The 15,133-nt window shown below is 48.0% G+C and carries 13 protein-coding genes and 2 pseudogenes; 5 read left to right on the top strand and 10 right to left on the bottom strand.

The window, feature by feature from the left end:
- Nucleotides 1-36: 36 nt before the first annotated feature.
- Entirely contained in the window at nt 37-1,773 is a 1,737-nt protein-coding gene (locus tag LACSTY_RS06620; protein WP_087912090.1) for an ABC transporter ATP-binding protein, read from the bottom strand.
- A gap of 149 nt (nt 1,774-1,922) precedes the next feature.
- On the opposite strand from LACSTY_RS06620, the gene LACSTY_RS06615 reads away from it, so the two are divergent.
- The 4 genes from LACSTY_RS06615 (at nt 1,923) to LACSTY_RS06600 (ending at nt 4,430) form a co-directional block, all read left to right on the top strand.
- On the top strand, nt 1,923-2,297 hold the full coding sequence (locus LACSTY_RS06615) for a MerR family transcriptional regulator (protein ID WP_087912089.1): 375 nt from the start codon (nt 1,923-1,925) through the stop codon (nt 2,295-2,297).
- A 71-nt stretch (nt 2,298-2,368) separates the two neighbouring features.
- Complete coding sequence (locus LACSTY_RS06610; protein ID WP_025012906.1) at nt 2,369-2,743, top strand: carboxymuconolactone decarboxylase family protein; 375 nt, start codon at nt 2,369-2,371, stop codon at nt 2,741-2,743.
- Between the two features lie 5 nt (nt 2,744-2,748).
- Nucleotides 2,749-3,474: an SIR2 family NAD-dependent protein deacylase gene (locus tag LACSTY_RS06605; RefSeq protein WP_087912088.1), complete on the top strand. Its 726-nt coding sequence runs from the start codon at nt 2,749-2,751 to the stop codon at nt 3,472-3,474.
- Between the two features lie 89 nt (nt 3,475-3,563).
- A complete protein-coding gene (locus LACSTY_RS06600) occupies nt 3,564-4,430 on the top strand; it encodes a DUF3737 family protein (protein ID WP_087912087.1) in 867 nt (288 codons plus the stop codon).
- Nucleotides 4,431-4,742: 312 nt separating this feature from the next.
- Here the strand turns inward: LACSTY_RS06600 and tuf are convergent, their stop codons facing one another.
- The 5 genes from tuf to rpsO form a co-directional block, all read right to left on the bottom strand.
- Nucleotides 4,743-5,933, bottom strand: a complete 1,191-nt coding sequence (tuf, locus tag LACSTY_RS06595) for an elongation factor Tu (protein ID WP_010488554.1) — start codon at nt 5,931-5,933, stop codon at nt 4,743-4,745.
- Between the two features lie 217 nt (nt 5,934-6,150).
- Nucleotides 6,151-7,056, bottom strand: a complete 906-nt coding sequence (locus LACSTY_RS06590) for a hypothetical protein (protein WP_087912086.1) — start codon at nt 7,054-7,056, stop codon at nt 6,151-6,153.
- A gap of 82 nt (nt 7,057-7,138) precedes the next feature.
- Entirely contained in the window at nt 7,139-8,821 is a 1,683-nt protein-coding gene (locus LACSTY_RS06585) for a ribonuclease J (protein ID WP_047106075.1), read from the bottom strand.
- A 311-nt stretch (nt 8,822-9,132) separates the two neighbouring features.
- Nucleotides 9,133-9,822 (bottom strand): hypothetical protein, encoded by a 690-nt coding sequence (locus tag LACSTY_RS06580; RefSeq protein WP_087912085.1) that lies wholly within the window; start codon nt 9,820-9,822, stop codon nt 9,133-9,135.
- 446 nt (nt 9,823-10,268) lie between these two features.
- On the bottom strand, nt 10,269-10,538 hold the full coding sequence (gene rpsO / locus LACSTY_RS06575; RefSeq protein ID WP_005685642.1) for a 30S ribosomal protein S15: 270 nt from the start codon (nt 10,536-10,538) through the stop codon (nt 10,269-10,271).
- 247 nt (nt 10,539-10,785) lie between these two features.
- Between rpsO and rpsT the strand changes: the two genes are divergently transcribed.
- On the top strand, nt 10,786-11,040 hold the full coding sequence (gene rpsT / locus LACSTY_RS06570; RefSeq protein ID WP_010488569.1) for a 30S ribosomal protein S20: 255 nt from the start codon (nt 10,786-10,788) through the stop codon (nt 11,038-11,040).
- A 146-nt stretch (nt 11,041-11,186) separates the two neighbouring features.
- On the opposite strand, the gene holA is transcribed toward rpsT, so the two are convergent.
- The 4 genes and pseudogenes from holA to LACSTY_RS14745 form a co-directional block, all read right to left on the bottom strand.
- Nucleotides 11,187-12,248, bottom strand: coding sequence for a DNA polymerase III subunit delta (gene holA, locus LACSTY_RS06565; protein WP_087912084.1), 1,062 nt, complete (start codon nt 12,246-12,248; stop codon nt 11,187-11,189).
- A complete protein-coding gene (locus LACSTY_RS06560; protein WP_087912083.1) occupies nt 12,235-14,439 on the bottom strand; it encodes a ComEC/Rec2 family competence protein in 2,205 nt (734 codons plus the stop codon). The genes holA and LACSTY_RS06560 overlap by 14 nt, the downstream gene beginning before the upstream one ends.
- A pseudogene (locus tag LACSTY_RS14750) lies at nt 14,436-14,627 on the bottom strand (ComEA family DNA-binding protein); the annotation flags it as partial. The gene LACSTY_RS06560 and the pseudogene LACSTY_RS14750, both read right to left, overlap by 4 nt.
- Before the next feature lie 77 nt (nt 14,628-14,704).
- Nucleotides 14,705-15,098 (bottom strand): annotated as a pseudogene (locus LACSTY_RS14745) (SLBB domain-containing protein); the annotation flags it as partial.
- Nucleotides 15,099-15,133 lie beyond the last annotated feature (35 nt).

The raw sequence follows: 15,133 nt of genomic DNA, 5'->3' as shown, positions 1-15,133 counted from the left end.
GTGGTGTGAACATTTGAGTATCAGGGTTTTGCCTGACTAATTGAACTGCAAATCATAAAGTTCTTTGTAGCGACCGTTTTGCGCCATTAACTGCTCATGATTACCAGCCTCCACAATTTGACCATGCTCTAACACAAGAATTTTATCAGCGTGTCGCACGGTTGAAAGCCTGTGCGCAATCACTAACGACGTCCGGTCGGCCATTAACCGATCGAAGCTGGCTTGTACAAAACGCTCCGACTCATTGTCCAAAGCTGCCGTCGCCTCATCTAGGATGACAATCGGGGCATTTTTCAAAAAGACCCGGGCAATTGCAATTCGTTGCTTCTGGCCGCCAGATAACCGAATTCCGCGCTCGCCTACCTGAGTCGCCAGACCTTGAGGCAAACTGCGTATAAAATCGGCAATGTTAGCCGCTTCGGCAGCCTGCCAAATCGCTGCTTCGCTGGCAGATGGCGTCCCATATTCAAGATTCTCCTGAATAGTGCCATCGAGCAGAATCACATCTTGCGAAACGATGGCAATCTGTTGGCGCAAACTCATCAGATCCGCCTGGCGCAAATCGATGCCATCCATCAGAATTCGCCCGCCAGTAGGATCATAAAACCGCGCCAATAAATTCGTAATCGTCGTTTTCCCTGCGCCGGAAGAACCCACTAGCGCTACCACTTCTTCTTTATTGATGGCAAAGTTGATGTCGTGCAACACCGGCACATCCTCATCGTAACTGAAGTCAACGTGATCAAACCGAATTTGTTTCTGAAATCGCGGTAAGCGCACGGCGTTTGGCGGCGACACGATTTGCGGTGAAGCGGCCTGCAATGCCTCAATTCGCTCAAATGACACCGTCGCCTGTTGCAATTGTTGAATGAGTCCGGTCAACTGACGAATCGGCGCCTGTAAAATGCCAAGATAAGCGGTATAAGCAACGATCAAACCGACCGTGAACTGGCCATGCATGACCTGAATAGCACCAAAGCCCAAGATAATCGCCGTTCCTAAATAGTTAACGAAGTCGGTTAACGGCGAAAAGGTTGCACTGAGTTTGGTTGCTTTAAGCTGATAGTCACGGTTGCGCGCATTGGCGTGTTGAAACGCGGTTGCTGTCATTTCCTCGGTTGTAAAACTTTTAATCAATCCAATGCTGGTTAAAGCCTGCTGAATTTGATTATTCATCATCCCGGAGCTTGCCCGCACCTGGCGATAAGCAGCCCGAATGCTGCGCACGAAAATATTGTTCAAAACAAATAAAACCGGAAAGGTCAACAAAATCAGTCCGGTCAGTTGCCAATCCTGAACAATCATCAGAACCAGCACCACGACAAAACTGAGCAGGCTGCCAAATAATCCCAGCGTATTGCTCGAAATTAGCCGCTGCAACGTATTCACGTCGCTCGTGAGCACCACCATCAGATCACCGGTCTGGCTCGTCTCGAAATACCGCATATCCAAGCCTAACGTGTGCCGAAACAAGTCATCACGCATGCGGGCAATCGCATGTAAACTGACCTGCCCGATCCAATAAGTGCTGAGCCCGCTTAGCAAGCCGGCCACCGCCGTCAGCAATAATGCCAAGGCAATCGCGCCAAGCAGTGTCCCCATAGCGCGTTGGGGAATCACCTGATCAATGACATATTGCGTTATTCGCGGAACCAGGTACGAAGCCACGGCTACGCCAACTAACGCTACAATGATACGTAACAATTTACGTTTCATATCCGCCAGCTGGCGCCAGAAAAATGCGATCATTCGCCAAGTTGTTGATTTCGCCAAATGAATGCCCCCCTTTTCCGAAGCTTTATCATATAACAATAATTTTAATTAAGCGATTAAAATGCTCAGGCTTTTATATAAGTGTTGACTAATCTTACGGAAAGTCTCATCATACAACCCAACATGATCTATGAAAGAAGGCTTCACTGATGGGTTACCCGATTGGTAAATTTTCAAAAATGGTTTCACTGTCAATTGATACGTTACGCTACTACGAAAAAGAACACTTAATTGTTCCCGACCGCGATCAAAATAATCGCCGAACCTACACAGACGCCGACCAACGCTGGATTGCCTTCATCAAACGGTTAAAGGCTACCGGCATGCCCATTAAGGAAATCAAAACGTATGCACGTTTACGTTATCAAGGTAATAGCACGATTGACGAGCGTCTGGAGTTGCTATTCACCCAAAAAGCCCGCTTAATGGCGCAACGACAGGAAATTGATGCCCATATTGCATTCTTGGAAAATAAAATTGCGACGTATCATCAGCTAAAAGCAAAATTGCTAGAAAAGAATTAAAAAAAATGATTGACATGGAGTTAACTCCAGCATTTAGGGTAAAGACATCCTAAATGAAAGAGGTTATGAACATGTCAGAAAAAACACGATTAGAAAATGGTCAGGAAACCCTTGCTCAAGTTGATGGTGCAGCGGCTGCCAACGTCATGCATTCGCTAGCAGATATTGCGCCTGATGTTGGGAAGTATATTTTGGAGTTTGCTTTTAGCGACATTTACAATCGTCCCGGGTTGGATTTAAAGCAACGGGAAATGATTACCCTGACCGCGCTGCTTATCCAAGGTGACACTGCCGATCAACTACAAGTCCATCTCAATGGCGCGCTTAACGTTGGTTTGACCAAAACCGAAATCGTCGAAACCATGATTCATTGCATACCCTATATCGGCTTCCCTCGGGTACTCAATGGCTTAACCGTTGCGCGGCGCGTTTTTGAAACCAGATGAGCGCCATGAGCCAAAAGCAACGTTTGCAACAGGCAGCAGCGCTGATTCGTCAACATCACCGAATCGTTGCATTTACGGGCGCCGGTATCTCGACTGAATCGGGAATCCCGGATTTGGATGGGATTGATCAAATCTTAAAAAGATCGCATAAATTTGCCGGTAATGTCTTTCGTTTTCTTGACCCGAAAGAGGCGATCGCCGATCCACATGCTTTTTACCAAATGTACCGGCAGACATTTTGCCAACCGCAGGCACGTCCCAATAATGCCCATAAAGCGTTAGTACAACTCGAACAGGCAAAAAAGCTGCTCGGTGTTGTGACGATGAATGTTGACTATCTACATCAAAAAGCCGGAACCCACAATATTGCGGAATACTGGGGTGATGTCCGGCGTAATCATTGCACGATTTGCCATCGCCCCAGTGACTGGCAAAAAACGCCGACAGCTGCCCTCCCGCTTTGCCCTAACTGTGGCGGACTGATTTTACCGGATTTCGTTCTAAGGCACTTGGCAACTTATCCAGACGAAATTCGGCACGGCCAGCAAATGCTAGCACAAGCGGACCTATTATTAATCATTGGCACGCGTCAATCCGCCTCAGGTTTTCGGTTGGGTTGCCCCAAAATCGTCATCAATGCATCCCGAGTCTCTATGGAACACCTGGCAGAGCCAAACACTGTTTATTTATCTGGTAAAGCTGCTGAGATTCTCAGTAGCATCGTAGCTTGAAAAGTCTCAGATCATTGTGTTAACGGTCTGAAAAATGCCGCATGCATCAAATCATTTTCTGGAACCACAAAGAAAGAAGCGAACCTATCATGGTGAATTACAACAATCAATTTTTTCATGGTGAACGTCCCTTATTCGGTCAGGAACATGCCACCATCGTTGGTACAACTTTTGGAAAAGGCGAGTCCCCGCTAAAGGAAAGCCGGCATATCAAGTTAAATCAATCAATCTTTCAGTACAAGTATCCTCTGTGGTACAGCCAGCACATTGCAGTGACGAACACCATTTTTGAAGCCATGGCTCGATCAGGCATCTGGTATACGGTTGACATCGCGGTTTCGGATAGTGAGATCCAGGCTCCGAAAACTTTTCGCCGGAGTCAGGATATTCGTCTAAAAAACGTCCATTTTTCCGATGCAAGTGAAAGTTTGTGGAACTGCGATCACATCAGCCTCGACCACGTGCAGGCAAGTGGCAACTATTTTGGCATGAACAGCTCGAACATCGTCGCCGACCATCTCAATTTGATTGGTGATTACGCCTTTGATGGTGCCAAAAACGTCGAGATGCATCACTCTACGCTTGTGGCTAAAGATGCGTTTTGGAACTCTGAAAATGTCACCATTTACGACTCCACCATCAACGGCAATTACCTCGGCTGGAATGCCAAGAACCTGACGCTCATCAACTGCACCATCGAGAGCAATCAGGGATTGTGTTATATCGATCATTTAACCATGAAGAATTGTGCCCTGCTCCATTCTGATCTGGTTTTTGAATATAGCACCAATATTGATGCGGATATTTGCTCAGATATTATCAGTGTCAAAAATCCAGGCAGCGGGAATATTCGGGCGCAATCTATCGGTAAAACTATTTTGGAAGCTGATAAAATCGAACCTGAGAAAACGCAGATCACATTGGCGGAGCCTGGCGAAACGAAGCAGTCTGCTTAAAGGTAATCTGACTAACTTCGGGGATTTGAGCAAGTCGTCCTCTATGAGCAGTGGCAGCCAATCAATCGTATTAAAAAATCTCAAGTCTTACTCGGCTTGAGATGTTTTTGGTTGTTTGAAATAGGCACTTTTTCGCTGGCGTAAGAGTTTGCGTGTGAAGGCTTGTGGGCGTCACGTCCATAGATACGTTAAAAGGAGCTATTCTATTTGAGGCAATTAAGTATCTTACGTGCGCTTTCTAACCGGGCTGGCTCACGCTCAAACAAAAAAGCCCACAAGCAAGCTTGCGGACTTTAAACGTTTATTCAGAAATTAGTCAAGAATTTCGGAAACAACGCCGGCACCAACAGTACGACCGCCTTCACGAACGGTGAACTTGGTACCTTTTTCGATAGCAACCGGAGCAATCAGGTCAACTTCGAAAGTAACGTTATCGCCAGGCATAACCATTTCAACGCCTTCTGGCAATTCGATCACACCGGTAACATCGGTGGTGTGGAAGTAAAACTGCGGACGATAGTTGGAGAAGAATGGCGTATGACGGCCACCTTCTTCTTTTGTCAGGATATAAACTTCACCCTTGAACTTGTTGTGCAACTGGATGGAACCTGGCTTTGCCAGAACCTGACCACGTTCAACTTGGTCACGGTTGATCCCACGAAGCAGAACACCAACGTTATCGCCGGCTTCACCAAGATCCAAGGTCTTACGGAACATTTCAAGACCCGTAACGGTGGACTTGAGAACATCTGGCTTCAAGCCGATGATTTCAACTTCATCGCCGACCTTAACGGTACCACGATCGATACGGCCAGAAGCAACAGTACCACGACCAGTGATAGTGAAGACATCTTCAACAGGCATCAAGAATGGCTTGTCGGTTTCACGAACTGGAGTTGGGATATATTCGTCGATGGTATCCATCAATTCCATGATAACCTTTTCCTGTTCCTTGTCGCCTTCAAGTGCTTTCAAAGCAGAACCACGGAGGACAGGAATATCATCACCAGGATAATCGTATTCGCTGAGGAGTTCCCGAACTTCCATTTCAACCAAATCGATCAATTCTGGATCATCAACCAAGTCAGTCTTGTTCAGGAATACAACGATGTAATCAACACCAACCTGACGTGCCAACAGAATGTGTTCACGTGTTTGTGGCATTGGGCCATCAGTTGCGGCAACGACCAGAATCGCACCGTCCATCTGCGCAGCACCGGTGATCATGTTCTTAACGTAGTCAGCATGCCCTGGTGCATCGATATGTGCATAGTGGCGCTTTTCCGTTTCATATTCAACGTGGGCGGTGTTGATAGTGATGCCACGTTCTTTTTCTTCTGGTGCAGCATCAATCGAAGCATAGTCCTGCGCTTTGGCAAGGCCTTTCTCCGCCAATACTTTGGTAATAGCCGCGGTCAATGTTGTTTTACCGTGGTCAACGTGCCCGATCGTACCAATGTTTACGTGGGGCTTTGTGCGTTCATAGTGTTCTTTTTCAGCCATGAAAAAACGAACCTCCTGTATTTTTCGTAAGAATACAGGATACGTTTGTGTACCCTGATAATCCTTTACGTTTAAGTGTACTACATTTGAGCGTAAATACCAAAACAAATATCTACGCTGGAAATGAATTCCAGCAATGAGTATACATGGTCATTTTCACTTTGTAAACAGATAGCGTCAAGTTTCTTTCATTTACAGTGAAAACGTATCATTTCGCCTATTCAGACAATTTCGCTGTTTCGGCCGCCTGCCAAGCGAAAAGTTTGTCAAAACCAGTTGCTTTCCCCTGATGATGATCAAGATACGCCTGCACAAACGCCGCTTGATCCGGAATCAATCGTTCGATGTCCGGATACAAGAATGCGATTTGCACTCGCGCCATCTGGACAAGCGCCTTGCCTAACTCCTGATCGTCATCGCCCAGTGCATCCTGAAGCCGCGCCAGAATTTGCGGTCCAGCTGTTTCCTCCGCCATTCCCGGCAGTTCACTAGGAATCAGTGTCTCCTGCCGATCGTAAGCTTGATACTGCACCGGCTGATCATACCCGACATTTGTCAGCAAATCCAGCAACGAGACGCGCATGGCAACCGGCACTGACAAGTCCATCAAATCGGGTACCGCGGCTTCAATCAATTGTTCTTTTGGCAGAAGTCCGACCTGACTGAATAGATCTTGCTGTTCTTGCCGTGAAAAGCCGCCTAAATGGCTTAGCTTGCGCACCAAGTCTGCAATTTGTTCGCCACGCTGTTTTAAAACTGCAGCTTCAGCGGTTTCGATTTGTTTTAGAAAATGTTGCCGCCGCTCCGGCTTCAGCTCACGTAACATCGTCCGCGCCATGACGAAATTCAATGTACCCAGCCAAGCATCCAATGCCAGTTGGGTGTCTGCATCGGTTTCTAAAAATGTCTTGTAATGCGGCAGGATCACATTGAGACTTTCATGATATTGCTTAAGCCCGTTCAGACTGGCCGATAATGGCCTGGCAATGGCAAAATTCTGCTCAGCCTCATAGGCCTTTTCAAGATGTGCGGCTGCCGAGGCAAAGTTGCCCTTTTGTAGAGCTTTCTCACCAATAACAAAGTGGCGATTTTCGTTGTCCGGTAATGATACCATCTTTGCCATACAATCCTCCTATCTTGCCGATAATCACTTGTCTCTAAGCTAAACAAAAAAATCCGGATACTGTCCCGAATTTTTTACTTAGCTATTGGCGCTTGGCACTATTCTGGTTAACTTCCATGATCACCGGTAAAATCACGGGACGGCGCTTGGTTTGCTCAAACAAGAAGCGGCTGAGCTTATCGCGAACATCCTGTTTTAGATGGGTCCAATCAAACTCCTTATTATCGAGATTCTTTTGAACCGTTTCTGTGACCAAAGTGCCACTTTCCGCAAGCAAATCACGGCTGGTTTTCAGATAAACGAAGCCACGACTGGTTACTTTAGGCGTGGAAACAACCCGCTTTTTCTTGCGGTCAATCGTGACGACGGCAATAAAGATGCCATCTTCAGCAAGCATTTTACGATCGCGCAGGACGATGTTACCAATGTCGCCAACGCCAATGCCATCGATCATGGTGTTGCCGGCATTGACATGACCAGAAGCATTCATCTGGCCTTTTTCATAGCGTAAAATATCGCCCATGCCGACAATAAAGATATTTGCTAGCGGGATCCCGGCTTCATGCGCGATTTCAGCATGCGCCGCCAACAGCCGATACTCGCCTTGCACCGGTATCAGATATTCCGGCTTCAGCAGGTCGATCATCAATTGAAGATCGTTCTTATAAGCATGGCCGGAGGAATGAATATCATCGCCCAAAACCTTAACGTCACCACCAGCGCGATAAATCATATCTTTTGTCCGCGCTGCCATGGTTTCCATCGCATGAGCAATGGTTGTCGTGATGAAGACGAGATCGCCGTCATGAATGTGGATGAGGCGATGGCGTGATGTTGCCATTCGTTGCAGCGACTTCATTGGTTCGCCCATCCGACCGGTTTCGAGAATAACGGTTTTTTCTGGCGCCAATGCCTTCAATTCCTTGGTTTTAGCCAAAATATCGTCATTAGGCAGCTTGATATAGCCTAAGCGAATGGCCGTCTTAACCACCTTTTCGACATCGCGCCCGGTCAAGACAACCCGGCGGCCGAGTGATGCGGCAGCATTAATGACTTGCTGAATCCGCTGAATGTTGCTGGCAACCCCTGCCACAATAATCCGGCCATCCTGATATTCAAATGTTTCTTTGATATGGTCGTAGATTTCATGCTCATTGGCATTCGGATAAGGCGATTCCGCATTGGCTGAGTCTGACAGCAACGCGAGAACCTTCTTGTTGCCAATTTGTGCCAGCCGTGACCAGTCCGTTTGATACATCGGCGTCGCACTAGGATCAAACTTAAAGTCCCCAGTGTAGACAATCTGGCCTTCGCTGGTTTCAATATCAATCCCCAATGAACCCGGAATACTATGCGTAGTCTTAAAGAACGACACAGACACATCGCCAAAATCGATCACGGACTTTTCGTCAATGACATGAAAATCCTTAAATTTCTTGGCCTGACTGTCATGCTGCATAAAGACTTTGGCCATGGCAATCGTCAATTCCGATCCAAAAACCGGAACCGGATGATCTACCAGAAAATACGGCAGCGCCCCAACAGCATCTGCATGCCCGTGACTCAGGAAAATACCGGCAATACGGTCAGCATTTTCGGTTAGGTAGCTAAAATCGGGAATGACAACATCAATTCCCAGTAACTCATTATCAGGATATTTCAATCCAAAATCGCATACAAAAATTTGGTCGTCAACTTCGACGGCGTACATGTTTTTTCCGTTTTCACGTACCCCACCAAGAGCGACCAGATTGATCTTCGTCATGGTTTCACCTCGTGGTTAAATTATGGAAGCATCGTTGACAACCGTGCGTTGCAACATGCTTCCGCCGAATAAATTCTGCTACCAGTGTAACACACGAAGCGGTGAAAACCTATAGAACCGACATTGCCGGCACCTGATCCTATGATGTTTGAATGCAAAAAGCCTCCCCGAACTGCCGGCCTAGCAACGTTTGATGAGCTGGTAGCAAGTCAGCGAGCTGCATAAGACGGATTTATTCGAACAGGCAGGTAACGTGACTACTAGCGTTCTTTTTTCAATGGTCGTTTTTAGTTGCTTGTACTGCCATCCATTCACACTTCGTCGGCAAAGAACCTGCGGACATTTGCCTGATTTTGCTTGGCCGCTTCAAGTGCAGCCTGATAACCGGCATCGCTAGTTTGTGCGGCATCCAAATGGTACGCGGCGACTTCGCGGCCATCCGCTAAAACCACGGCAACTTCGGGCGAACTGCCAGCAGCAAATTGTCGCCCATGATCAAGCGCCATTACCGCTAGCGCCGCGCGATCAGTCACTGGGCCAAACCCGACACCATGAGCATGCGGCAGCAGATTAACTAACCAAGTGCGCAAGTCAGCTGGTTGTAATTTTTGATCAGGCACCGTTAAAAACGCTGCTTCGCCCAAGGACCAGAAGTCCAGAGACGTGCCAGCAGGTTGGCGAATTAAAGTCAACGGGAAAGTCTTGCGTGGCCGGCTGGCTTCATCAGGTGAAAGTGCCGTTACCATTGCTTTAAGCGACTCCGGCAGCATGGACGTGTCCGGATCAAATCCGAGCAACCGGTTAGCGATCGACCGGATCAACTGCACAATTGCCGGATCAATTTGAGACGAAATAACTTGAGCCTGCTCATCGCGGGTCACGGCAACAAATGCCCAGTGACCGTTTATTGCCGCAAGCACCCAAGCGCTGTTTGGGGTAGCGCCCAAAACAGTGACCCGTAATAGTTGATTTTGATAGCGTTGCCGGTATTCTTCGTACATAATCGCCCATCTCCTTAGCTGGTTTGTCTTGCTGTTACGTTGGTTATAGCATTTTGACCTAAGAATAGCCAAGATGACATCACGCGCTTATGGGTGCAGGATCCGGAGTGTAAAGACCTTGGTCGCAATGGCCAAAAACTGCAATTAGGGCAAAAGCGTTCTATTCAAGGCCTGGTACGATACCCTTCTTCTGATTTCTATAACGCGTTCACTGACGCAGGAGCCTGCGTGTAAGGACCTCAAGGCTAAATGGCCAAAACCGCACTTTCCCTTGCTACTACCATAACGCGTTCACCAGCCCAGAAACCTGCACATAAGGACCTCGAACCTTAATGGCAAAGCCCAGCCATTAAGGTTCGAGGCCGCTTATGCTCCGGTTTCTAACCGGGCTGGTTCACGCTCACACCAAAAAAGGCCGCCTCAACAGGCGACCTTTGGTGAATAGCTTAACGACGCAGGCCTAATGACTTGATTAAGTCACGGTAGCGGATGATATCTTTGTTACGCAGATAAGCCAGCAAGTTACGACGATGGCCGATTTTCTTCATCAGACCGACGTAGCTGTGATGATCTTTCTTGTGGACGGACAAGTGATCGTTTAATGCCAGAATTTCTGCTGTCAAAACCGCGATCTGAACCTCTGGTGAACCGGTATCACCATCATGTCGTGCATATTGCTTAATGATTTCGTTCTTTTGAGTTTGGTCAATTGCCAATGTTGTGTACCACCTTTCTGAATATTGCCTGAAACTGAGTAAAGCGTCGGTGGATCGCCAAACTAAGTATCAGGTTCAAAGTACTGTCTAACTTTACCGGAGTTGACCGGCGATTGCAAGTCATTTTAGCTATCAAGCAATTTTCCTTTACAAGTTTTTATTGCATTGGCCGCTTGGCTTCTGTATAATAGCGTCTGTTGAAACTTATGCAGTTTTATCATAATCCACTGTTGGAGGTGAACATCTCATGCCACAAATCAAATCTGCAATCAAGCGTGTTAAGACACAAGAAGCCGCTCGCGAACGCAACATCGCTCAGTTGAACGCAATGCGTACTGCTGTTAAGAAGTTCAAGAGTGCAACCGAACAAAATGCTGACAACAGTCAGGATCTTTACAAGGCAGCAACTCGTGCCATCGACATGGCAAACAGCAAGGGCCTCATCAAAAAGAACAAGGCCGGCCGCGATAAGAGCCGTCTTTCAGCCCTACTCAACAAGTAATCAAGGCGTTAAGCCAATTTAAAACAGCTACCGCGTGTTTTGCGACACGTGGTAGCTGTTTTTTGATGTCCAAGTATTTGACCAACTGATGACGACCATTACCCTAACAAACAAGCCGCGGTATTTAGCGACCACTCATCGCCCGGTTAACGTACTGATTGACGCTGATTACCACGATGACCAGCCGATGACTGTCCCGTATATTTAAGCATAAAAAGTTCAAACGCCAATTCCTTATCAATGGTCCCGGTTTTCATAGCCGTTTCGGTATCAACCAAACCACTATAAGCCTGCGCTAGCTGTTGGTAAGGCAATCGATCAACTTGTCGCAGTGCCAACTTAACGCGATAAGGATGCGCTTTAAGCGTTGTGGCAATATTCCCTTGGCCATACCCTTTTTGAGCCAACAGCTTAACTTGCAGTAATAAACGAAATTGACCAAGCATCAAGGAATTCAACCGAATCGGCTCTTCTCGCTGGGCAAGCAGATCCCGGTACAATGCCAAAGCATCCGCTGCATGTTTGCGTAACACATCCGTTACCAAATCAAAGACTCGGTCATTGAGTTGCTTGGGTACGAGTGCCGAGACCGCCGCAACAGTTAGCGGGCTACCATCGCTGGCGTAGGTCAAAAGTTTGCGCACTTCTCCCATCATGATGGAATACTGGCCATTCGTGCGCTGCACAAGTGTGTCCAGTGCTGGAGCCTCAATGCTAACTTTATGTTGCTTGAAAATTTGCGCCAATGCCATGCGGGCAGCCCGTTCATCAAGTGGCGCCGCGTCAACAATCAACGCGGACTTTTTCAGTGCTTTTGTCAGTCGCTTACGTTCATCCAACTTCTTGTAAGGTGCCACCAACACCATCATGGTTGACGGCACAGGATTTTCAAAATAGGCCTGTAATCCGGCAAGATCATGATCAATTTTATCCGTACTTTTCTCGCCGGTTAAAAAGTAAGGTGCGTCAATCACTACTTCGCGATAATCGCCGAAAAACGGCATTGACGTAGCATCGTCTAAAGCCACGCCCACAGGGGTCTGATGCATATCGTAACGACCAAAGTTCATTGCCTTTTGATCTTCGGGAATCATGCTGGCAATCGCTTGTTGGGCCTGTTCACGCAGCGCCTGTTCTTCGCCAAGAATGAGCGTCAGTGGCGGGCGATCGCCATTTTTTAGATGTTTGATAAAATCACGGACCTGCATGTGACCTAAACTCCTTTATTTTTAACCAACTGAATAATTCGTCTTCTTGGCGATAAGGGCTTGATTCAACCCATATCATCCCCTGCTCATACGTGCCTACCGCTGGCACACCGGCCTTGGCAAACGTTTCAAGTGTCTCCCGATGCGGGTGACCATAGCGATTGGCAACTCCTGCAGAAATTAACGCTGCCTTTAAATCTAAACTTGCAACAACCGCGGGATCACTGGAAGTTTTTGAACCGTGATGCCCTGCTTTTAAAAAATCGGCCTTAAGTTGGCGCGGTAAAACTTGTGACCTTTCAATCGTCTGATCAGCATCACCGGTAAACAACCAGTTACTTTTGCCTATTTTACCATAGAGCACAATCGAATCGGCGTTCTTATCTTGCGGATTGGGGCGCGCATCTACCGTCGGCCAGAGCACCTGAAATTGTAACGGGCCCACCTGAAGCTGCTGATCAGCCGTAACAACCTGCATCGTTCCCACCCGCTGTCGAACCTTACGAATCATGGGATGGCTCTGCGCGGTTGGCGTCGTAATTAGGCGACTGATCGGCATGAGTTGCGCCAGTAACGGGGCATCCCCCAGATGATCCATATGCGGATGGGTCACGACCAATGTATTTAAACGCGCATATCCGCGCGCATGCAGGTAAGGAACAATGGCCCGGCTGACAGGTGGATGACTGGTTTGACCAAAGATTCGTCCGCCAGTATCAATCAACATCACGCCACGGCGAAAAGGCGCTTCGATTAAAATAGCGTCCCCTTGCCCCACATCAAACATCACGACCCGATAATTCGGTTGATACCAGCACCACGCCAGCACAACCAAAAACCAGCTAATGGCGAGTGGCCACTTCAGCCGAGTAATAACAATGGCCATCACAAGCACACCGGCAACAGCTAACCAACTAGGAAAAGCACCGATGATCATTTGTCCCGGCAGTCGGCTCAGTCCGATCAACACGGTTTCCAACAGCTGGAGGGCATCATTGAAAAGGCGTGTCACTCCCGAATGTGGCAATGCCAAAGCCACAACCAAACCGGGCATAATCGCCAATTCAAAAATTGGCATCAATAACCAATTAAAAATCACTGTCAGCACATTAAAGCTAAACGTATGCCAGGCAATAACCGGCATGCCGGCCAGAACCAACCGCCAATTCAGTTGCCATTTACGCATGGTCGGCAAACTAATGAGTAAACCGGTCATTAAATAAGTCAGCTGCCCACCCATCGTCATTAAAATTCGCGGCTGCCAGATTAAATTCACCATCAGCACCATGCCAAATAAATCTAGACCGGTAAAGCCTAACTGAAGATAGCGATTAACGATCCCGGCTAGTCGCATCCAGACAGCACGCCACAAGCCTGCCCCCAATGGCAACAAGAGCAATAAAAGCGGCAACAAGCCCATCAGCGCCAAATCAACAACGCCTTGAGGTATCCGAAGCCGGGCAGCGAACCAGTATAGCGCCGCGACTAATGCAAACAGATGTAATCCGGATATGGAAAAAAGGTGGAAAACGCCTAAGTCGACAAATGCCTGCCGCTGGGTCATAAAGTCATCATCCATTTGGCCCAATAACAGTCCCTTTGCATATTGGCGTACCTTAGGCGGCAATTGGGCAAAATAAGCAAAGATCTTAACGCGCCAACCGTCGATGACATCCTGTAGCTGCCGTTTCGGCTGGAACGAAAAATCTAAGGTTGGTTTAACTAATTCATAAGCAAGTTGCCGACTCTGCCACGCGTAAGTTGCATAATCAAATTCATATTGATTGCGCGCCGGAGCTAGGCGTGTCACTTCGTAAGCACCCTCTAGCCGCACGGGCTGATCATTCGTTGCCAATTTGCTGGCGACCGCCTGGGAGACCGTACCACGACCGCTAACACTGACGCCGTTAGCCGCCCGACCGATAAAACTAACATACCCCTCTTTAAGTTTAATAGCCGAAGCCGGAATAGCGATACTGCCATGTGGCTGGGGCGGATGGCGCCACTGAAGGACATCCATAACGCCGCGTCCCAACCCAATCACGAAAAACAAACCAACACAAATAGAAATCGTTCGATCCGTTTTAATAATCAGCCAAATGACCAATAACCCCGTCACCCACCAAAACCCGATTCCGCCCATGTTACCGGCAAGTAAAGCAACTGTCACCAAAATAAGCCGGCCGCTCATGGCCCCAGCGTAAACTGCGGAGCCAAAGTTTCAAACGTTTTATCGCCGATTCCCGGCACTTCCTTGAGCTCGGCAATCTCTTTGAAACCGCCATGACTATCCCGATAATTAATAATATCAGCGGCTTTTTTCGGTCCGATCCCGCTAATCGTTTGCAGCTGGGTCGCATCTGCTTTATTGAGATCAACAGCACCGCCGCCACCAGCGGCTTGAGTCTTCGCTTCGCCGCTTGAAGCAACCCCGGAAGTTGCCGTAGCGGCCGGTGCAGCAACCGTCTCCCCTTTTTCCGGTACATGCAGGCTTTCCTGATCACTGGCAATTTTGGCTAAATTAACCTGTTGCATATCGGCATTGGCCGTCAGCCCACCAGCAGCTTTGACGACCTCATCCCACCGCGTGTTTTCCCGGACCGGATAAATACCAGGCCGCAAGACTGCCCCTTTGAGATGCACAAATCCTTGCGATGGCCGACTGCGACTGCTTGCACTGCCGGAAGAACGGGACATCATCACCTGCGAACTGCCGCTAGCACGCCCACTCTCGGACAGCGGTTGGTTAGCCGAACTGCCTTGAGCCTGTTGCCAAAAAAAGAACCCGCCGATGACAATAATCAAAGGCGCGTACCAATATGTTTTGAGCCAATACGTCAGTGTCGTCATTTTTCTCACCTCGACAACACATTACGCAAGCCATT

Source organism: Lacticaseibacillus styriensis (assembly GCF_030770295.1).
GTDB lineage: Bacteria > Bacillota > Bacilli > Lactobacillales > Lactobacillaceae > Lacticaseibacillus > Lacticaseibacillus casei.
Note: the sequence above shows the minus strand (reverse complement) of the source record. Positions and strands in the feature narration are given on the sequence as shown.